Annotated in this window: 18 protein-coding genes; 5 read left to right on the top strand and 13 right to left on the bottom strand. The window is 48.3% G+C overall.

The genetic code is table 11. The features are described from left to right. Positions 1 to 4 precede the first annotated feature (4 nt). From pyrI to M2137_RS09750, 3 genes are read left to right on the top strand one after another with little or no spacing between them, the layout of a single operon-like run. Positions 5 to 469, top strand: coding sequence for an aspartate carbamoyltransferase regulatory subunit (pyrI, locus tag M2137_RS09760; protein WP_280766245.1), 465 nt, complete (start codon positions 5 to 7; stop codon positions 467 to 469). After that, positions 469 to 1,035, top strand: a complete 567-nt coding sequence (locus tag M2137_RS09755) for a flavin reductase family protein (RefSeq protein ID WP_280766244.1) — start codon at positions 469 to 471, stop codon at positions 1,033 to 1,035. The genes pyrI and M2137_RS09755 overlap by 1 nt, the downstream gene beginning before the upstream one ends. A gap of 10 nt (positions 1,036 to 1,045) precedes the next feature. Next, a complete protein-coding gene (locus M2137_RS09750; RefSeq protein WP_280766243.1) occupies positions 1,046 to 1,777 on the top strand; it encodes a porin family protein in 732 nt (243 codons plus the stop codon). A gap of 3 nt (positions 1,778 to 1,780) precedes the next feature. Here the strand turns inward: M2137_RS09750 and M2137_RS09745 are convergent, their stop codons facing one another. Further along, positions 1,781 to 4,624, bottom strand: coding sequence for a PD-(D/E)XK nuclease family protein (locus M2137_RS09745; RefSeq protein WP_280766242.1), 2,844 nt, complete (start codon positions 4,622 to 4,624; stop codon positions 1,781 to 1,783). 109 nt (positions 4,625 to 4,733) lie between these two features. After that, complete coding sequence (gene mgrA / locus M2137_RS09740) at positions 4,734 to 5,735, bottom strand: L-glyceraldehyde 3-phosphate reductase (protein WP_280766241.1); 1,002 nt, start codon at positions 5,733 to 5,735, stop codon at positions 4,734 to 4,736. Positions 5,736 to 5,867: 132 nt separating this feature from the next. Between mgrA and M2137_RS09735 the strand changes: the two genes are divergently transcribed. Then, complete coding sequence (locus M2137_RS09735) at positions 5,868 to 6,422, top strand: helix-turn-helix domain-containing protein (RefSeq protein WP_280766240.1); 555 nt, start codon at positions 5,868 to 5,870, stop codon at positions 6,420 to 6,422. Positions 6,423 to 6,714: 292 nt separating this feature from the next. Here M2137_RS09735 and M2137_RS09730 read toward each other — a convergent pair whose 3' ends face one another. Beyond that, the gene (locus M2137_RS09730; protein ID WP_280766239.1) at positions 6,715 to 7,494 is read right to left on the bottom strand and encodes a DUF1080 domain-containing protein; all 780 of its coding nucleotides are present in this window, start codon (positions 7,492 to 7,494) and stop codon (positions 6,715 to 6,717) included. Positions 7,495 to 7,748: 254 nt separating this feature from the next. Between M2137_RS09730 and M2137_RS09725 the strand changes: the two genes are divergently transcribed. Further along, complete coding sequence (locus M2137_RS09725; protein WP_280766238.1) at positions 7,749 to 8,213, top strand: DUF4625 domain-containing protein; 465 nt, start codon at positions 7,749 to 7,751, stop codon at positions 8,211 to 8,213. On the opposite strand, the gene M2137_RS09720 is transcribed toward M2137_RS09725, so the two are convergent. The 10 genes from M2137_RS09720 to M2137_RS09675 form a co-directional block, all read right to left on the bottom strand. Next, complete coding sequence (locus M2137_RS09720) at positions 8,214 to 9,509, bottom strand: TolC family protein (RefSeq protein WP_280766359.1); 1,296 nt, start codon at positions 9,507 to 9,509, stop codon at positions 8,214 to 8,216. It abuts the gene before it with no gap. Between the two features lie 49 nt (positions 9,510 to 9,558). Then, positions 9,559 to 12,612 carry an efflux RND transporter permease subunit gene (locus tag M2137_RS09715; RefSeq protein WP_280766237.1) on the bottom strand — a complete coding sequence of 1,018 codons (3,054 nt, stop codon included), beginning with the start codon at positions 12,610 to 12,612 and terminating at the stop codon, positions 9,559 to 9,561. A 10-nt stretch (positions 12,613 to 12,622) separates the two neighbouring features. Next, positions 12,623 to 13,717 carry an efflux RND transporter periplasmic adaptor subunit gene (locus tag M2137_RS09710; protein ID WP_280766236.1) on the bottom strand — a complete coding sequence of 365 codons (1,095 nt, stop codon included), beginning with the start codon at positions 13,715 to 13,717 and terminating at the stop codon, positions 12,623 to 12,625. 738 nt (positions 13,718 to 14,455) lie between these two features. Next, entirely contained in the window at positions 14,456 to 14,992 is a 537-nt protein-coding gene (locus tag M2137_RS09705) for a DUF4252 domain-containing protein (RefSeq protein ID WP_280766235.1), read from the bottom strand. Between the two features lie 11 nt (positions 14,993 to 15,003). After that, the gene (locus tag M2137_RS09700) at positions 15,004 to 15,492 is read right to left on the bottom strand and encodes a hypothetical protein (RefSeq protein ID WP_280766234.1); all 489 of its coding nucleotides are present in this window, start codon (positions 15,490 to 15,492) and stop codon (positions 15,004 to 15,006) included. A gap of 3 nt (positions 15,493 to 15,495) precedes the next feature. Next, positions 15,496 to 15,987 carry an RNA polymerase sigma factor gene (locus M2137_RS09695; RefSeq protein WP_280766233.1) on the bottom strand — a complete coding sequence of 164 codons (492 nt, stop codon included), beginning with the start codon at positions 15,985 to 15,987 and terminating at the stop codon, positions 15,496 to 15,498. 67 nt (positions 15,988 to 16,054) lie between these two features. Then, on the bottom strand, positions 16,055 to 17,572 hold the full coding sequence (locus M2137_RS09690; protein WP_280766232.1) for a hypothetical protein: 1,518 nt from the start codon (positions 17,570 to 17,572) through the stop codon (positions 16,055 to 16,057). Positions 17,573 to 17,612: 40 nt separating this feature from the next. Beyond that, positions 17,613 to 17,930: a DUF5056 domain-containing protein gene (locus M2137_RS09685; protein ID WP_280766231.1), complete on the bottom strand. Its 318-nt coding sequence runs from the start codon at positions 17,928 to 17,930 to the stop codon at positions 17,613 to 17,615. Continuing rightward, positions 17,920 to 18,465, bottom strand: a complete 546-nt coding sequence (locus M2137_RS09680; protein WP_280766230.1) for a sigma-70 family RNA polymerase sigma factor — start codon at positions 18,463 to 18,465, stop codon at positions 17,920 to 17,922. The genes M2137_RS09685 and M2137_RS09680 overlap by 11 nt, the downstream gene beginning before the upstream one ends. Beyond that, positions 18,446 to 19,039: a DUF6249 domain-containing protein gene (locus M2137_RS09675; RefSeq protein ID WP_280766229.1), complete on the bottom strand. Its 594-nt coding sequence runs from the start codon at positions 19,037 to 19,039 to the stop codon at positions 18,446 to 18,448. The genes M2137_RS09680 and M2137_RS09675 overlap by 20 nt, the downstream gene beginning before the upstream one ends. Between the last annotated feature and the right edge of the window lie 68 nt (positions 19,040 to 19,107).

The raw sequence follows: 19,107 nt of genomic DNA, 5'->3' as shown, positions 1-19,107 counted from the left end.
CGATATGTCAGCTCAGAAACAAAAAGAACTACAGGTGGCCGCCCTTGAAAACGGAACGGCGATCGATCATATTCCCCCCAGCCAGTTGTTTAAGGTAGCCTCGCTGCTCGGACTGGAAAAGATGGACAATACGATCACCATCGGCAACAATTTCCATAGCAAGAAAATGGGATGCAAAGGCGTGATTAAGATTGCCGGCAAATTCTTTGAAGAGGATGAGATCAATCGCATCGCATTGATTGCGCCGAATGTGATCCTCAATATCATCCGCGACTACGAGGTGGTAGAGAAAAAGACCATCACCCTGCCGGACGAACTGATCGGCCTGGTGAAATGCAACAACCCGAAGTGTATCACCAACAACGAGCCGATGCTCTCGCGCTTCGACGTGGTAGACCGGGCCACCGGCGCCATCCGTTGCCGGTATTGCGAGCGTAAAATCAATAAAGAAGATATTGTTATCAAGTAATGAAGCAAGACTGGAAACCGGGAACGCTGGTCTATCCGCTGCCGGCTCTATTGGTAAGCTGCGGGAATGACCCCTCCGACTACAACCTGATCACGGTGGCCTGGACCGGCACCTTATGCACCAATCCGCCGATGTGCTACATCTCCGTTCGCCCCGAGCGCCATTCCCATCAACTGATCCGGGAGAATATGGAGTTTGTCATCAACCTGACCACCAAAGAGATGGCCTATGCCACCGACTGGTGTGGCGTCAACTCAGGCAAAGATCATCGGAAATTCGAAGAGATGGGGCTGACGGCGGGCAAGGCGTCGATCGTAAATGCGCCAACTGTGGAGGAGTCGCCACTCTGTATCGAATGTAGGGTGAAAGAGATTGTAGCGCTGGGCAGCCACGATATGTTTGTGGCCGACGTGGTCAATGTATTGGCCGACGACAAATACCTGGATCCCGTGACCGGCGCGTTCGATATGGAACGGGCCAATCTGTTGGTCTATGTGCATGGGAAGTATTATGAACTCGGCTCGTTTATCGGTAAATTCGGCTGGTCGGTCAAAAAGAAAAAATAGATAATTGGTCATGAAGCGTCTTTTTCTCATCGGAATAGGGGTGTTGTGCGTTCTGTCGTTGAAGGCACAACAAACATACACGCCACCCGCAGAGAAGGTATTCCATGTAGGGGCGACGTTGGGTTTCAACGCCGCTATTCCGGTCGTCAATACCCTTACGGTCAATGGGGAAAACGCGGAAGATGTGCAGGTGAAATATAAAGTAGGCACCCTGGCCTCTTTGTTCTTTCGTGTCAATATGGATCGCTTCTTTATCCAGCCCAGTGTCACCTGGAGCCGTTACGAAGGAGAGTTCCAATTCAACCTACCGGAAAGCCTCTTGCCGGAGACTGTTCTGGCGGAATCGAACATAAATCTATTGAACACCGAGCTCTCTATGCGGAAAGATGCCCTGCAGGTGCCGGTGCTTATCGGGTATCATATTGTGCGGGAAGGGCCTTACGGCCTTAGTTTCATGGCGGGTCCCACCTTCAAGTATAACTATAAGGTGACATACGAATCCATGGCCCGGGAGAACAAACAGGAATTTATCAGCGAGAGCAATCCGTTTGGTGTTAATATTGGCGTGGGGGTGGGCGTCCGGATCTGGCAGCTCTTCTTCGATTTCAATTACGAATTCGGGCTCAACCACACCGAATCTGATTTCAAAAGCAAAAACCCCGCCTATTCCATGAGCGAATATGACGTACGGGTCAATATGCGCAACGATGTGCTTAGCTTCTCAATCGGCGTGATGTTCTAACCCCTATTTCCCACAAATCGACTTAAACTGGCAATAGGAACAGGCCTTTTCTGTCGGCGTCTGCCCGAAAGGTGTCCGATCGTCGAAGATGGTGTCTAAGCAGTCGCGCATAGCCATTTCAAATTCTTCCCTGTAAACCGCGAAATCCTCTACGGCAATTGCTTTACCCCGCTCCTCTTTCTGAAGAATCGACGGGTTGAAATCGGGCTTGAACAGGTTGCGCATATAATAGATAGCCGGCTGGATCTTTCGCCCTGTGGCACCAGCTTGTTTGGCATACATCCAGCCATACATAAACACCTGCATCACCGCTTTCGGGCGATCCTTCTCCTCCAGGTCGAACAACTGGCTGATCTGCTTGAACTCCGCCTTGCCCGCCCCACTCTTGTAGTCGATAATGCGAATCGCGTCGCCCACCTCATCTAAGCGGTCGATAAATCCTTTCAGGCGAACGGAAGAGCCATCCGTCAAGCGGAACACATCGTTCACCCGCTGCTCCGAACAGAGATAGCGGAAAGGTGTCAGGCGGCCATCGCGCTCCAAGACCTTCATCACATACTTGCGGATCATCTCCCCGATCAGGTAATTCTGTCCGGTCAATGGACGTACCCTGTCGGACTGGAAGAACTCCGTGGCAAACGCCCGGGCAATGGTGTCGGGTATCAACCGCTTATCCTCCCGCATACTTTTCAATAGGTCGGAGGTAACCATCCTACCGGCATAGGGCTTATAGAGATCTTCCAATGTTTTATGCAGAATGCTTCCGAACATACTGCTCTCGATCGCTTCGGTCACCTCCTTCTCCTCCTGCACATCTTCCAGGACGGAGAAATAGAATTTCAACGGACAATCGAGATAAGTATTGATCGCGCTGGCGGAAATGGCTCGCTCGCCCCCTTCGCGGTAGGCAGCCAGGAGGGTCATTACCTCCGGCGTTTTCTTTATCTCCAAGGGCGGCGTCCGGGTGGAAGAGACATTGTAGACAACCAATTTCTGCTCGATCGGCTCTTCGTAATGATAGCGCAACTGATGCACAAAGCGGCTCACCTCGCCCGTCTGTAAGCCGGTCGACCGGGTGTCATACAACAGGCTAACCTGCTCAGCCCGGTGTATCAGGCGATAGAAATGATAAGCCCATACGCTGTCCTGGTGTTCATAGGTAGGCAATCCGAAGCCGCGTCGCAGGTTGTAAGGGATAAAGGAGTTGGCGGTTCGGTGTTGCGGAAAGACTCCGTCGTTCATCGAGAGAATAATCAAGCGGTCGAAGTCGAGCGCGCGCGTCTCCAATACACCCATGACCTGAATACCCGCCAGAGGCTCGCCCCGGAAAGGGATCGTAATGGAAGAGGTCATTTGTTTCAACAGCCGCGCCAGGGTATCCGTATGCATCTCGATACCTGCCTCGCGGATTACCTCCCGCAGGCGGTTGATTGTCGTAAAATAGTGAAACAGGAACTCGCTGTCTAACGGTGAGGCATCGAGTTCGCGGTTTAAGGTTTCCAACAATTCGATCAGGTAGGAAGTGAGTTCGTCGGTGGTCAAGCGGGGAGTAAACAACAGCGCCAATAACGGCGTGATGCCCAGCTCTTCCTGTGCGATATAGACCCGATTGTTTTTCACCATAGCGGCAACCAGGTCGCTCACCTGCTCCGGCGCCGTGGCGGCAATATAGCGGTGATTCAATACCGGCAACACATCGCGATAGTAGAACAACGGCTTTCCGTCCTGGTAGCGTATCCGCTGTTGCAACGAAAGCAGGCTGTCGGCTAAGGAGGCCGCCGGGGTATGGGTCAATGGATACCCCATCGTCACATTGATCGAGCGTATCTCTTCCGGGATGGAGTTGAGCACCGGCAACAACAGGTGTTCGTCGGCCAGCACGATCGCCGTGCGCAATGCCTCTTCTGCCTCCAGGGCTCCTTCTTTTTGCCAGTCGCTAAGGATGGAATAGACCTGCTTGGCCTGCCCGATGCCCGAAGGGATGGCTATTACTTCGATCCGCGTATCGACCTTCTCTTCACCGGGTAAGGGGTGTTGCGAAGGGAAGAGCGTCCGGTTGCGTTCCACAAAATAGGAGGCCCGGTTGTCGGGATCGTTCACCCTTTTCGAAGCATAATCCCAATAGAAGTCGGCAATGTCCAACCGCTGAAGGGAGAGCAATAACTTCTCCTCCACCTTCGAAAGCGCGTTCAAGCCAACAAAAACAATCTGTTCATAATCCAATTGACGCCGACATTGCGCCTCATCCAGCGATTCCACCACATCCCGGAAGATCATGCCTTCGTAGCCTTTGTTGGCGCCCGCCAACTCCTCGCGCAGCCCTTCATACAGGGCATGGAGCAACTGCCATACTTTCAGGAATTCCTGCTGGTTGGGCGAGTCACCCTTCGGGTAAAAAGTAGACCAGAAAGAGCGGATCGCAGCAATCTGTTCAGGCGACAGATAGGTAAAATCATTCTCTATCTCCCGAATATCCGTCACTAAGGTGAACAACTCCCGGGCGTTCACCATATACTTATCGATATCGTCGAAGTCGTTCAACAGCATCTCCCCCCAATAGAAAAACTCATCAAAGCTCTCTGCCGAAGGGCTCAGGCGGCTGTATTGCCGGTAGAGTGTGAAGAGCATCTGCGTGCGATCGGCCAGCTGCCGGCCACTTAGTTGCAGGAAGAGATCCTGTATCGTGAATATCGCCGGCGAGAACAAAGGCCGGTCGGCCATCTCCGTCAGGTATTTCTTGAAAAACAATCCGGCACGCCGATTCGGAAAGACAAAAGCCATGCGGCTGACAGCCGTTCCGTATTCTTTATAAAAAAGCGAAGCTATTTGTTGGAGGAAAGGGGACATTTTAATAATTATGAATTGTGAATTATGAATTATGAATTGGAGATCGCTTAGCAAAGCGTAAAGCAATCGAAAATAACTGTCTAAGGCTGAGAGGTTGTTTCATCATTCATCATTCATAATTCATAATTATCTTCTCAATTCCTTCCAGCTCTTCCGCCGTAAAATTCAGATTATCCAACGCTTTCAGGTTATCCAACAGCTGATTCACCGAGCTGGCGCCAACAAGCACAGAGGTCACCCGCTTGTCTCTCAACAGCCAGGCCAACGCCATTTCCGCCAATGTCTGTCCACGCCCGAGCGCTATCTCATGCAATTGCCTGATTTGCTGTACGACCTCCGGCGTGATTCGGGAGGCCTGAAGATGTCCTGTGGTGCGCGCTGCCCGTGAGTTTTCAGGTATTCCCTGCAGGTATTTATCGGTAAGCATGCCTTGTGCCAACGGAGAAAAAGCAATCATGCCCACCCCCTCTTGCTCTAACAGCGGCAACAATTCCGGTTCTGTCCAGCGATCGAACATCGAATAGCGTGCCTGATGGATCAGACAAGGAACCCGCTCTTCGCGCAACAACGCCAGTGCCCGCTTAGTTTGCTCGGCATTATAATTGGAGATGCCCACATACAACGCCTTCCCCTGGCGCACGATATCCGCCAAAGCACCCATGGTCTCTTCCAGCGGCGTCTCCGGATCCGGACGATGCGAATAGAAAATATCCACATACTCCAACCCCATCCGCTTGAGGCTCTGGTCGAGGCTTGCCATCAGATACTTACGGCTGCCCCAATTACCATACGGTCCCGGCCACATATCGTAGCCCGCCTTGGTGGAGATCACCAGCTCATCGCGATACCTGCCCAGCCCTTTTTTCAGGATACGTCCGAAGTTCTCTTCCGCCGACCCGTAAACCGGCCCGTAATTATTAGCCAGGTCGAAATGGGTCACGCCCCGATCGAACGCGGTGAATGCAATCTGACTATAATTCTCAAACACATCCACACTACCGAAATTATGCCACAACCCCAACGAGATCGGCGGCAACAACAACCCGCTCCGCCCGCAACGACGATAGGTAGCCGCATCGTAGCGGTTATCCTTTGCTTTATATATATTCATGATAGCAAATATAATACAAAAAAGGAAATGAATATAGGCTAACCTCCCACTGCGACATATTTGTCATATATTTGTCGTAAGTAAGACGCAATAAGGTTCCCCAAAGGAAATTACTTTTGCTCCAAATCAATTATGAATAATATGACCATCGAAACATTACATCAAAAGGTAAAAGAGTTGAGAATAAAAAACGGCATGTCGCAGGAAGAACTGGCTGACAAAGCCGGCATCAGCCTGAGAACCGTTCAACGAATTGAAAATGGAGAATCTGTTCCCCGGGGCGACACCTTGAAGCGCTTAGCCGAAGCGTTGAAAGTAAACACAGGAGAAATCTTAGAAATACAAGAAGCGGAGGACAATAATCTGCTTATTATGCTTCAAGCCACGCAATTCGGATTTCTCTTTTTCCCGGTATTGGGTATTGTCATCCCTCTCATCATTTGGATTCTAAAAAAAGATGTAATCGTCGGTGTCGATAGTATTGGTAAATCCATTCTTAATTTCCAAATCACCTGGAATCTCATAGTCTTTGCAAGTCTTATCCTCTTTATGATGTTTGGAGGATCTATTATGTCCATCATTTTTATCTTATATTTCTATAATTCATTAATTATTGTCCTTAATATTATCCTCACCCGAAAGAATAAAAGGCTGTTTTATAAGCCATCCATTCCGCTCCTGAAGTGAATAGGAAGATCATATATAAAAAACTACCAAAGCAAATTTACGATATCGGGGCATAAACGAAAGAAAGTAGCACTCGAATTTACATTTTGTCAAAATTGCGGGACTATTTTGATGAATTCCTGGAAGAAACATTTTTTTTACAAACCGAAGTGTGATTACGCTGACTTACAGGATGGGCTATAATTTGATTTGTTTGATCAAAAGATTTCTCTGATTGTTTATGTAATCAATCAGATGAATCAAAAAAATCAGGAAAAATCAAATCATAGCCCATCCTGTAAGTCAGGGAGAATCACAGTTCCCGAATCCAGATATTGCGGAAGCGCACCAGGTTGCCGTGATCCTGCAGGACGATCGGGCCGGCGCCGTGGGGTTTCACCTGTGGGAAGCCGATATATTCGGTGGTTCCAAGAATGGTGGTGTGGTTTTGCAATACGATGCCGTTTTGTATTACCGTGATGGTGGGAGGCACGCGGTAGGTGCCGTCTTCCTTGAATATCGGGGCATTGTAGATAATATCATAGACATTCCACTCGCCGGGCTTGCGCATAGCGTTCACCAAGGGAGGGCTTTGTTTGTAGATGCTACCCGTCTGACCGTTGATATAGGTCTCGTTGTCGTAGCAATCGAGGATCTGCACCTCATAGAGTCCTTGCATAAAAACGCCACTATTGCCGCGTCCCTGGCTCTCGCCCTTTACGACAGTAGGCGATGCCCATTCGATATGCAATTGGAAACTGTTGAAATGCTGCCGGGTTTCGATATCGCCGGTTCGGGGGGCTACCGTAAAGGCGCCATCCTGTACTGTCCACTTAGCCTCACCGTCGCCACGGGCACTCTTCCAGGCATCGAGGTTGGTGCCGTCGAACAAAACAATCGCATCGGAGGGAGCCGACTGGGTGATGGGATCGCCCGGAGTCACCACCGCAGGTTGGGGTGTCCAGAACTCCGACATACCGGGGCGCATGGGTTCGGGTTTGGGATACTCTTTTTCCTGTGCATTCGCACCGATACATAAAAGGAAGAAAACAACAACACAGGCCGTTTTCTTAGCCAAGCAATACTTCTTCATGGTTATACTGATTTTAATAATAGATATGCAAACGTAATGAAAAACTTTGAAAAATACTATCTTCGCAGATGGAGATAGCTTCTTGGAACTATATAAAAAGTGATTCACAATAAATATGCAACACAGAGGCACGGAAAAGTAGAATTCGGAGAACACAGAGAAGCGCTATTGGCGCTTTATATATCTCTCTCTGAACTCCTGTTTTTTTAATAGTTCTTCGTGTTTTTTGTGTTTAAAATAATAAAACAACCAATATGATGAAAGGAAAAATTTCTTTTTGGGGGCTTTGCCTGATAGGCATGGTTCTATGTATGCCTGCACTGAAGGCACAGACTCCGCAAACAAAAGGGCCTAAGATCACGCTTATGGCTCCTGCAGAAAATGATATCCTGCAGATCGGAAAGGCGGTTCATTTCGATATGGATCTGGCGGATACGAAATTATTGGATTCCTACCGGGTGGAGATCCACGATAACTTCGACGGACATGCCCATACGGGCGGGGCGGACGAGGTGGCGCGACCAACGGTGTTCGACAAAACATACGATGTGTCGGGATCAACCCAAAAGCAGGTTCATCACCACGGTGTGGTCATTCCGGAAAAGGCGCGCGAAGGGGTCTACCACTTTATTATTATATGTAAGAATGTCGACGGTGGCGAATCCCGTGTGATCCGCACCGTCACCCTAAGCAAAGGACAGGGAACGCTTTATCATTAATCACTCACTCACCTCATCCGGGTTGGGTGGGGCGACGTAGGTGAGGATTTGTCCGCTTAATTGGAGGAGGGAGATCTCGCAGAGTTTGGTGTTATACTCAGCGATGGATCGCCGCTCTTCGGCCTCCAATAGGTTGTTTTGTGCTTCACGTAGTTCGATACCGGAGAGTTCGCGCAGTTTATAGCGATCCATAGCGACACTGAAATGTTCCTGTGCAGCTACCAAGTTTTCTTTTTCGAGCCGCCAGAGGTCGAGGTTGTTCTGATAGGCCATCCACAGGTTGCTCAGGTCGGCCTGCAAGCCAAGCTCCAGTTCTTGCTTACGCAATTCGCGGTTCTCTATGTCGATGCGTGCGTTGCGCTGTTCACGGCGGCGGTTGAAGCCGTCGAATAGGCTCATGCCGATCGTTACCCCGTAGTTTAGTCCCAGGCGTTGCTGCAGGTCGTAGCTGCCCAGTTCATACCAGTTGGCGGTATAGCCATAGCCGGCATTCAGGCGCAGGTAAGGGAAATTGCGGCTACGCACACGTTTATAATCCAATTCCGACAAAGTCTTATTCTTCTGAGCGATCAACAAAGCGGCATTCGACTCAAGCGTATTCTGCCACAATTCCACCTCATCTAAGAAAGGATTAGGGAAGATAACCGAATCGCGGATCTGCAAGTTGGTATCGATATCGTCGACAGCCAACAGTTCTTTCAACTGAACGCTTGAGCGGTGTACCACCTCCAACTGATTCAACACCTTGGAACTGTCGGAGTTGAAGTCGACCCGTGCCTGCTGGAGATCGAGCAGCGACATGGTACCGATCGAATGGCTCTGTTCGACAATGCGCAGGCGCTCTTTGGAGAGATCTAAGGAAGAGCGCAGATTGTTCAGGCGGATCTGCTGGCGGATCAGGTTATAATATTCGGCCGAAAGGCTGGCAACAAAGTCTTCGATGGTCATGCGGGTATTGAGTTCACCCATGCGTTCGAGCTCTTTCAGTCGCTCGTAGGTGGCCTGAATGCCGAAGCCATCGAACAGTGTCCAACTCATATTCAGGCCGATATTCGCCGTTTCGTTATGCACACCTGTGGTACGTTCGCGCTCTCCGCTGCGCAGGTCGTTGCGGTTGTCGTTGAGTGTGCCGCTGAAACCACCGCTCAGGTCGAGCGAAGGCAGGTAGCCGGCATTGCCCAGGGTGGCGTTGTTGGCAGATATCTGTTGTTCGTTGCGCACGATGCGGATAGCATAATTGCGTTCCAAACCTATCTCTATGCAATCTTTCAGGCTTAGGGTCTCTTGTCCCCACATCAATAGGGGGAGACAACAAAGGCAAAATAATAAATGACACTTTCTCATGTTATTTTTCTTCTTCCTGTTTCTGTTTCTGTTTTTTCTGTCGGTCGGTGGATATATAGGCATACATGGCCGGTACGATATAGAGGGTAAGGAAAGTCGACACGAGCATCCCTCCCACTACGGCCGTCCCCATGGCGACACGCTGGTTGGCTCCTTCAGCCGAAGCGAAGACAAGCGGCAGCAATCCGAGGATGGTCGAGGTACTGGTCATCAGAATCGGACGCAAGCGCTGTGCCGAAGCGGTGCGTATGGCGAGAGCGAGCGGCAGACCTGTCTCTTGGCGCTGGTTGGCAAATTCAACAATCAGAATCCCGTTCTTGGCCACCAGCCCGATCAACATGATAATACCGATCTGACTAAAGATATTCATAGTCACACCCGAAGCGCTCATAAAGAGCAAGGCACCCGCGATAGCCAGCGGCACGGTGAACATAACCACCAATGGATCTTTGAAGCTCTCGAACTGAGCCGCCAACACAAGGTAGATCATAACAAGCGCCAAGACCAGGGCAAACATCAAACTGTCGGAGCTTTCACGGAATTCTTTCGATTCACCCGAGAGGGCGGTACGGAAACTATCGTCGAGCACCTCCGCCGCGATGCGGTCCATCTCATCCAATCCGTCGCCCAGGGTGTAGCCTTTGGCCAGACCACTCGAAACGGTTGCCGACACAAAACGGTTGTAACGGTAGAGCTGCGGCGGCGCCACATCCTCGCGCAAGACCACCAGGTTATCCAACTGGATCATCGATCCGCTGTTGTTGCGCACGTAGATCGATTTCAGATCCAGCGGGGTATTGCGCTGCTGACGATTGATTTCGCCCAAGATCTGGTATTGTTTCCCGTTCATATAGAAGTAGCCCATGCGCTGTCCGCTCAGGGCGTATTGCAGGGTCTGGGCGATGTTACGGGTACTTACACCCAACAGCGAGGCTTTATCGCGATCGATCTCGATCCGGGTCTCGGGTTTGGTGAATTTGAGGTTCACATCGGCCATCTGAAACACCGGGCTTTCACTCACCTTATTCATGAATTCGGGAATGAACTCACGCAGTTTATCGATACTGGTGGTTTGCAATACATACTGCACAGGCATTCCTCCGCGACGGCCTCCGAAAGTAGACTGTTGCTGCACGAACGCCCTGGCTTTGGTTTCAGGACGCACAGCCGCCGTCAAAGCGTCGGCGATCTCCATTTGCGAACGTTCGCGGTCTTTGATATCCGGCAAGAAAACACTTAGGAACCCGCTCGTTCCGAAGGCGCGGGTCGTGACCGACAGCCGCTCAGGCGCAATAGAATCGGCAATGACCTCGATGCGTTCGGCAAAGTCGCGGACAAACTCAAAGGTTGTTCCCTCCGGCCCGCGCATATTGATCGATACCATCGAACGGTCTTCCAGCGGAGCCAGTTCGGAGGGGATCTTCTGCCAAAGGAAAGCTATCAGGAACAAAAGAACGGCGATAAGAGGGAGGGCGATCCATTTCTTATTGAGGAAGGCATTTAATGTACGTTCATAAAAGCGATTCATCCAATCGAAGAAAGGCTCGGTCTTGCGGTAGAACCAGTTTTGCTTCTCGCGTCTTTTCAATAGCTTCGTGGCCAGCATAGGGGTGAACGTAAGCGCCACAAACGAAGAAATAGCCACCGATCCGGCAATCACGATACTGAACTCTTTGAAAAGTCGTCCGGTCATTCCCTCCATAAAGACAATTGGGATAAAGACGGCGATCAGGGTGACGGTCGTCGATAAGACGGCAAAGAAGATCTCTTTCGAGCCTTCGATCCCGGCCTCTCTCGGCCGCATGCCCCGTTCGATGCGCACATAAATATTCTCGGTGACCACAATCGCATCGTCGACCACCAGCCCCACCGAAAGAACGACGGCAAGCAACGACAATACATTGATGGAGAATCCGGCGATAAACATCACAAAGAACGCCCCAACTAAGGAGACCGGAATCACCACAACCGGTACCAGCGTCACACGCCAGTCGCGCAGGAACATAAAGATGATCAGCACCACCAACAGGAAGGCGACGTAGATCGTCTCCTGCACTTCGGCAATAGAGGCGCGGATAAAGTGGGTATTATCGTAAACCATCTCGATGGTGACATCTTCCGGCAGGTCTTTCTTCAATTGTTCGATACGATTGTATGCTTCGTCGGCAATCTCGATATGGTTGGCTCCCGGCTGGGGCACAATCACATTGATCACCATCGGCTCACCGTTGCGTTTGAGGAAACTGCGCAGGTCTTCGGGTGCCAATTCGGCACGACCGATATCTTTAAAGCGAACGATATGACCGTCGCTCTGTTTTACGATCAGGTCATTGAACTCCTGCGACGTGGTCATCAGCCCCATGGTACGGATCGAGAGGTCGACCGTATTTCCTTCGATACTACCGGAAGGCAATTCCACATTCTCCGCATCAACCGCGTTGCGGATATCGAGCGGGGTCACACCGTAACCGGCCATCTTCACCGGATCGAGCCACAGGCGCATGGAGTAGCGCTTCTGCCCCCAGATGTCCACTCCACTCACGTTTTGGATCGTTTGCAAACGCTCCTTCACCGTCAACTCGGCAATCTCGCTCAGTTCCATCAGCGAACGGCTCTGGCTGCGGATACCGACCTGCATAATAGGCGTGGCATCGGCATCGGCCTTCGATACGGTAGGTGGGTCACAATCGCGCGGCAGATAACGCTGGGCACGCGACACCTTATCGCGCACGTCGTTGGCTGCCGTCTCCAGATCGACAGATAGTTCGAACTCCACCGTGATACGGCTGCTTCCCTGACTACTGGTACTGCTCAGGGATCGAATACCCGGAATACCGTTGATATTCTGTTCCAGAGGTTCCGTGATCTGGTTCATGATCACCTCCGCATTCGCTCCCGGATAAGAGGTGCTTACGGTAATGATCGGCTGATCGACACTGGGGAACTCGCGCACACCGAGCGATTGGTAACCGATCAACCCGAAAAGGAGGATCACAAGCACCATCACGGTGGAAAGAACAGGGCGCTTTATGCTTAATTCTGATATATTAGCCATAGGATCCGAATTAATACAGGTTATCTATTGTGACTTTCATCCCGGAACGCAACTGCATGACACCGGTCGTAATCAACGTATCTCCCACACTTAGTCCCTCCAATACCTGTACTCTTTCTTCCGTACGCAAGCCGATCAGGATCTCGGCCGCCTGAGCCACTCCGCCTTTATAGCGGTAAACAATGTTTTTTCCCATCTCCGGAATGACCGCTTCGCTGGGAATGGCTAACGCATTCTCGATCGCTTCTTTGGTCACTTCGATGGAAACGAAACGCCCCGGTGTAATATGTTCGTTGGGATTCGGATAGATTGCACGGGCTATCAGGGAGCGCGTGTCCTGCGTGATCTTGCTTTCTACCGCATATACCTTAGCCTGATAGTCCATATACCTGTCTTCGGAATTCATTATACTGAACTTGATATCCGTTCCTTTACGGATTTCGGTATCATATTTTTCATTCACCGAAAATTCGATTTTCAGCGGCATAATCTTAGTCAGCTTCGCAATCATCGTAGAAGGGGTGACATAGGCACCTTCGCTGACTGAGCGGAGTCCAATGATCCCGTCAAAAGGCGCGCGCAGTTCTGTCTGGGCGATATTGGCCTTTACCAGGTCGATATCCGCCATTAGCTTTTCATATTCTGTCGTTACCTGCTCATAGGCTTCCTGACTGACGGCATCTCGCTCCAACAGGGTATGCTGCCGATAGACCCGGTCGCGCGCCAAGGGCACCTGTGCCTCTAATTTCCGCAATTGAGCCTGGAGCGGCTTGTCGTTGATCTTCGCAAGCAAATCGCCCTCTTTCGCATGGGTTCCTTCCGTGAAATAGATCGCAACAATCTTCCCGGACGACTCAAAAGAGAGATTGACCTCCTCGTCGGGGATCGTGCTGCCTAAAACAGTTGTTTTATCGGTTAGTGTCTGATGTGTTAATACTTCGGCATTGATATTCAACACTTGGTTTCGTGGCGAAACGGTTGCCGTCACTGGAGGAGCCTCCTGCTGGGAAGCGCTCAGCTTGTTTTTTAGTTTCGGGAAAAGAATAATGCCAATAATAAACAATACGATAACTCCGAGGAGTATCCATTTCGCACTCTTGCTCATCTTGTAATAGGTTTAATTATGTGTTAACATAGATTCAATTTATGACCGGAGAAGACCCAAATGGTTTAATCTCCTCTCGATACTCATTCGCCATACGAAGCAGACCGACTGCTTACCCATAGAGCGAAAATTAAACACAACCCGATCTCGCCCGAAGATTTTCATGACGTATCTGGTTGTTTACAAATATACTTAGAAAAAAATGAGAGAAAAAGAGGATACTTTCAAACAAGGGGAAAAGAGGGGTATTTTAAAACATTAAAAAGATCTATTCGTACAATTTAACACTTTATCCAGCAATCGGTCACTGTTTAGCGATTGAGGAGATCTTTGAATTTGGTAATAATTGAAGGAGATAGGAGATAGGAAATAGGAAATAGGAAATATCCTCTGTGAACTCCATCTTTTAAATAATTTTTAGTGCCTCTGTGTTTAAGTCTACTTTGGGGTTAGCCTCCAGGGGGAGAGGTGGTCTCTCTCGAAATGTTAAAATACGGACTGTAAGCAAAACGCCCGTTTTGCTTACAAATCCATACGTTAAAAAGTGTTTCTCCCGGGAGTTTGTCTCCGAAGTCCCGCTTTTTTGCGCGCAAAGTCGGGCGGAAATTACAAATCGTAAATTGGGGGGGTGTGAGGGAAATGGTCTGTTTTAACTTTTATAAACACACAAAAACAGCCAGGATGTGCCTGGCTGTTTTTGTGTATGAAAACGACTAATGTGGGAAGCGAGCTATATGATTATTGTTTTACGCTTGCGAACTTTCGGATATCTTCAGCCGTCAGCTTTCCGACGATGCGGATGACTGTACACTCTCCGTTATAGTTAGTCTTTGTCTTTGAATCATAATTGATCATCACTAAATCGGTAATTAGATTATCATTCGCCTCCGCCTTTGCTTCATTTACCAAGGAATTTCGCTTTGCTTTGCGTGTATAGAACATAATTTCCGTGTTACCTTCCTGTAGAGATAGTATTAGGTCATAGTCTCTTTCGATAATCGAAACAGCATTCATCTTCATTAAATCCCCTAAAGATCCGGCACTGGCGTTCGATTCATTGTTGTAAATCTCCACCTGTTCCAATTTGTTCTTCATCTCTTTGATAGTCGTGTTTCCTACTTTCAAATCCGGTACCAGATCAAACATCGATTTTGTGATGAATGTCGTTTTTATATAAGGATTCCTTTGAAAGGTGCTAAAAGGGGTATTCTGTGCATAAAGTGAAGTCGCACATAATAGGATTCCCAGTAAAATACTAATCATTTTTGTTTTCATAATCGATCTATTTATTGTTGAGTTATTATTTCATTCACCTGATCCAAGCTGCGTGGGATTTCTTCCAACTGCTGCAAGCCTTTCTCCCAATTCATGGAAAGTAATTCAAGCGCTTTCACCAATGCTTGCTGTTCTTCTTTCGTGATAGTAGCGGTGGTATTATCCGTATCATTTCTTTCCATGGCGTGAAAGACGATAAGGAAGGCTATGGCAAGGGTGGCTGCCACCGTAGCGATCTGCCACCATAGGGGTTTTCGTCGCTTCCTGTTTTGCTTTTCCTTGTCCTCTTTTTCCATATCGTCGAACAGTTGTTCTATTCTCGGACGCAAGGTGACGGGGACAGACATGTTCCTCATACGCACAAAGTATGGCTTTTCATCGATCAATTCCGAAGCGACATGTTCGGAGGCAAAGTAATCGAATAGGAACTGCTCTTCTTCATGGGAGGTTTCACCCTGGTAAAACCTGTCGATCAGTATTTTTATTTTTTCTGTTTCCATCTTCTATCTTTTTTGGTTAAAATAGTCACGCAACGTTTTCCGTGTACGCGACAGTATGACACGTATATGATTTATATTCATTCCAAGCATATCGCTGATCTCTTCGTATGAGTAACCCTCATAATCTTTCAATAAGACTATTTTCTTCGGCCTGTCTTGCAGTAGGTTTATCCGATCCATCAACAGCTCAACCTCATCTTTCACTTCCATCTGTGTATATAGAGACTCGGGCTCCTGCATATCGGAATCATAGGCTACTGTTCGTTTGTGTTCCGCCCGGCGGATCGAGTTCAGGCAGAGGTTTCGCGTTACCTCCACAATATAGGCTTCCGGAACCTGGATAGCGTCTAATTCGTTTCGCCTGTTCCAAAGCTTTAGATAGACTTCCTGCACCATATCTTCCGCATCCTGAGAACTCTCCAATATACTATATGCTATCCGGTATAGTTTCCGGTAATAGGGATAATAGGTGTGCCTGAATAATTCCGCGTTCATTTCTGTCATTTATAAGTAAGACACATCAGGAGCGAAAACATTACAACAAGGGAAGAAAAAAAACAAGTCATTCACCTTGTTTGGTATAATGTCCGGCGGTCGCGAGGGCATTTTCAACTACTTCTGAAGGGAACCCATAGAGCTCCAGGATGCGGATGGCGTTTTTCTGCACACTGCGTTCGTAGTTGATTTTATAGTTGAAGGAGAGCTTTCCCTCTTCGATATTCTCCGTGAAGTAGATAGGAATGAAGCGTTCGCGAAGCAGTTCGATCAGTTCCACATCGTGGGTGGCCACAAGGATCAGGTTCTTCGGGTTGGAGGCAAGGTAGTCTAACACCGCTTTGGCTGCGGCAATGCGTTCAACGGTGTTCGTTCCTTTGAAAAGTTCGTCTAATAGGATCAGGTTATATCCTTCGGTGGTTTCTGTCAAGATTTGCTTCATACGCATGACCTCCCGCAGATAATAGCTTTGTCCTTCCAACAGACTGTCGTCCATAGAGATGGAAACGCTGATGTTTTGAGGCGGCAATTGCAGGCTGTGGGCAAAGGCGGTGTGGATGGTTTGCGCCAACAATACGTTGACCCCTACGGTGCGCACAAAAGAGGTTTTGCCCGACATATTCGAACCCAATACCAAAAACGAATGGTGATCCGCAGTAAATGAATTGGAAACGCAGTCGGGTATAAGCGGATGATACAACTCTTTAGCTACCAAAGGCCCCTCTTCAAACTGCGGCAGGCAGTAGTAGGGCATCACTTCGCGCAGGGTGACGATCGACTGTAACGTGTCGACCAGGCCGACAAAAGAGAAGATCGCTTGCAGCGACTCTTTTTCCTGCCGGAGAAGAAGAAAGGATCTGTTCAGTGTCAACGGGTCTTGCAGGAAGAATATTTTCACCAGTTCGCGCAAAGTCCATACGATAATGGCCAGGTCGGCTTCCAGTTTCACATCCAGTTTGAAGACAGAGAGTTTCCGCCTGAGCGGGTTTACCTTCTTTATCTCCTTTTCTATTTCGGGGTTCACCTCCCTGACCGCAGGCATTGCCGCCAGCTTCTCTGCCAGGACAATCATATTATACATCTGTGGCATAGAGCCGGAATAGACAAAAGAGATCGTTTTCGCCCGGTAATGAATTATGGCATTGACAAAAAAGATAGCAATCGCCAATAGAAGAATGACAGGCGAGCGGAAAATAAAATAGCTGCCCAACAGAAGAGTCGGCAAGAGTTGCAGCACACGCAACAGATAGACCTTGTTTTTTGAGTAAGGGATATAGTCCTGTTCGATCAACGAATAGACGTCGTACGCGTCGCGGTGATCCAATTTCTTTAAGAGAAGAGGTAGTTTTTTGCGTAAGCTCTCATCCGTGCGGTAGCGATCCAACCACGATTCATACGGCTGGATCCTGTTTGTATGCGGGATGTGGCGCAACAGATTGTAGAGGTATTGCTTGCCGATCGACGAATGGGTGTGATTGATAAAGGTAAAGAGTTCGTCCAGATTCAGGTCATAACACGATTCATCATCGATTCGCTGGCGGGCATCTTCCCTGTTCAGGTCGAAGTATTTGCGGGTGTTGTCCATTGACAATTCAGGCTTTATTCTGTTCGATTATTATATTTTTTCAGATGAATTCATCTTCCTTTTTAACCACCATCTGTATAACAAACAAACAGATAATAGGGAAGAGTAATAACGGAACAAAAAAATCAATGGGATGATCCACGATATGTTTACCAATGCGGGTGAAGAGATCGTTATACAGGCATAAGAAGAAGGAGAGAATGACGCCAATCAGTGAAAAAAGCGGAACAATCCAGTTGTATGACTTTCGCCGAACCGGCAAATGTTCCCTCAGCCTCTCTGTGAAACCGTTATCAGGGATATCCTCCTTGTTAACAGCAAAAAAATCTTTTATTATTTTATCTGATCTATTCTCCATAACCAGCCTTTATTAGGTAATCTTTCACTCTCTCTTTCCCTTTCAATAAAAAAGTTTTCACCGTTCCAAGCGGGTATCCCGTTATTCCGGCAATCTCTTTCTGGGTTTTATCCTCCATATAGAACAACAATAGCACCACCTGTTCCTCTTTGCGCAATAAAGATAATGCTTTATAAATATCTTCCTTTTCCGATGAAAAGGAATTTGTCACCTGATGGGAATTATCTATTGTTTCCACATCGATCTCTTCAAAGTATTTCCGGGTGCGTACCGAATCATAGAACACATTGTAAGCGATCCGGAACAGCCAGGTCGAGAAACCGGAAACAGCCTGAAAACTTTTTATATTCAGGTAAGCCTTGATAAATGTCTCCTGTGCCAGGTCTTCGCTTAATGCTTGGTCGCCCATGGTCAGATGCATGATGAACCGCCGCACAGACGATTGGTACTTTAAGACCAAGCTGTCAAAGGCACGTTTATCATTCCATAAAACCAGTTGGGATATCAACCTGATATCAGCGGCTTTCTCCTTCATTCCGCCGGTCCTTACTGGAATCTTTTTGCCCCAGTTTATAAATAATAAGATAGGCTATCCCCACAAAAATAGGTATGGGAGCAATCTCTCTGAGTACAAACAAACAACCTAAACCTACCGCCAGCCAGATAAGTCCTTTTTTGAGATTAGAAGAGGCGGAGGCCTGTTCTTTCAGTAAATAATCAGGAATAGGCTGGTTTAATTCGGCATATTTCAAGAAAAGCTCCTGTCGCTTCTTTTCTTGTTTGCTTCTGCGAACAAAGATGGCTATGATAAGGAGTATGATGCCAATGAATATAAATGAGTAGATTATAATTCCAAAAACTAATGCTCCGCTCATCATTCGATTCGCCATATTGCTAAAAATACCCAACGGACCTTTTACGGGATCTACATCTATTGTGTCTTCAGAAGAAGTCTCAAAACCCAGAAGAGAAAAAGATCTCTTGATATTGACTGGTAGTGTTTTGCTTGTTTCCGTATCCTCTGGGCTGACTGTAATAGAATCCGGTTCCTGTCCCCATAGAGGCAAGGCCAGAAAAATCATGACTAAAAAGAAATAGAATTGTTTCATAATATGTATTGTTTTATGAGTTATTACATCTGTTAGACGTTATGAGCAATCAGTTTGGATTTAGAATC

Origin of the sequence: Parabacteroides sp. PFB2-10 (assembly GCF_029893085.1) — a bacterium.
GTDB lineage: Bacteria > Bacteroidota > Bacteroidia > Bacteroidales > Tannerellaceae > QVMG01.
The sequence above is the reverse complement of the archived record's forward strand: the minus strand, read 5'-3'. Positions and strand labels throughout refer to the sequence as shown.

What these genes read in the sequence shown, in the direction of transcription:
- pyrI (WP_280766245.1), top strand. Translation starts at nt 5, where the DNA reads ATGTCAGCTCAGAAACAAAAAGAACTACAGGTGGCCGCCCTTGAAAAC.
- M2137_RS09755 (WP_280766244.1), top strand. Translation starts at nt 469, where the DNA reads ATGAAGCAAGACTGGAAACCGGGAACGCTGGTCTATCCGCTGCCGGCT.
- M2137_RS09750 (WP_280766243.1), top strand. Translation starts at nt 1,046, where the DNA reads ATGAAGCGTCTTTTTCTCATCGGAATAGGGGTGTTGTGCGTTCTGTCG.
- M2137_RS09745 (WP_280766242.1), bottom strand. Translation starts at nt 4,624, where the DNA reads ATGTCCCCTTTCCTCCAACAAATAGCTTCGCTTTTTTATAAAGAATAC.
- mgrA (WP_280766241.1), bottom strand. Translation starts at nt 5,735, where the DNA reads ATGAATATATATAAAGCAAAGGATAACCGCTACGATGCGGCTACCTAT.
- M2137_RS09735 (WP_280766240.1), top strand. Translation starts at nt 5,868, where the DNA reads ATGAATAATATGACCATCGAAACATTACATCAAAAGGTAAAAGAGTTG.
- M2137_RS09730 (WP_280766239.1), bottom strand. Translation starts at nt 7,494, where the DNA reads ATGAAGAAGTATTGCTTGGCTAAGAAAACGGCCTGTGTTGTTGTTTTC.
- M2137_RS09725 (WP_280766238.1), top strand. Translation starts at nt 7,749, where the DNA reads ATGATGAAAGGAAAAATTTCTTTTTGGGGGCTTTGCCTGATAGGCATG.
- M2137_RS09720 (WP_280766359.1), bottom strand. Translation starts at nt 9,509, where the DNA reads ATGTGGGGACAAGAGACCCTAAGCCTGAAAGATTGCATAGAGATAGGT.
- M2137_RS09715 (WP_280766237.1), bottom strand. Translation starts at nt 12,612, where the DNA reads ATGGCTAATATATCAGAATTAAGCATAAAGCGCCCTGTTCTTTCCACC.
- M2137_RS09710 (WP_280766236.1), bottom strand. Translation starts at nt 13,717, where the DNA reads ATGAGCAAGAGTGCGAAATGGATACTCCTCGGAGTTATCGTATTGTTT.
- M2137_RS09705 (WP_280766235.1), bottom strand. Translation starts at nt 14,992, where the DNA reads ATGAAAACAAAAATGATTAGTATTTTACTGGGAATCCTATTATGTGCG.
- M2137_RS09700 (WP_280766234.1), bottom strand. Translation starts at nt 15,492, where the DNA reads ATGGAAACAGAAAAAATAAAAATACTGATCGACAGGTTTTACCAGGGT.
- M2137_RS09695 (WP_280766233.1), bottom strand. Translation starts at nt 15,987, where the DNA reads ATGAACGCGGAATTATTCAGGCACACCTATTATCCCTATTACCGGAAA.
- M2137_RS09690 (WP_280766232.1), bottom strand. Translation starts at nt 17,572, where the DNA reads ATGGACAACACCCGCAAATACTTCGACCTGAACAGGGAAGATGCCCGC.
- M2137_RS09685 (WP_280766231.1), bottom strand. Translation starts at nt 17,930, where the DNA reads ATGGAGAATAGATCAGATAAAATAATAAAAGATTTTTTTGCTGTTAAC.
- M2137_RS09680 (WP_280766230.1), bottom strand. Translation starts at nt 18,465, where the DNA reads ATGAAGGAGAAAGCCGCTGATATCAGGTTGATATCCCAACTGGTTTTA.
- M2137_RS09675 (WP_280766229.1), bottom strand. Translation starts at nt 19,039, where the DNA reads ATGAAACAATTCTATTTCTTTTTAGTCATGATTTTTCTGGCCTTGCCT.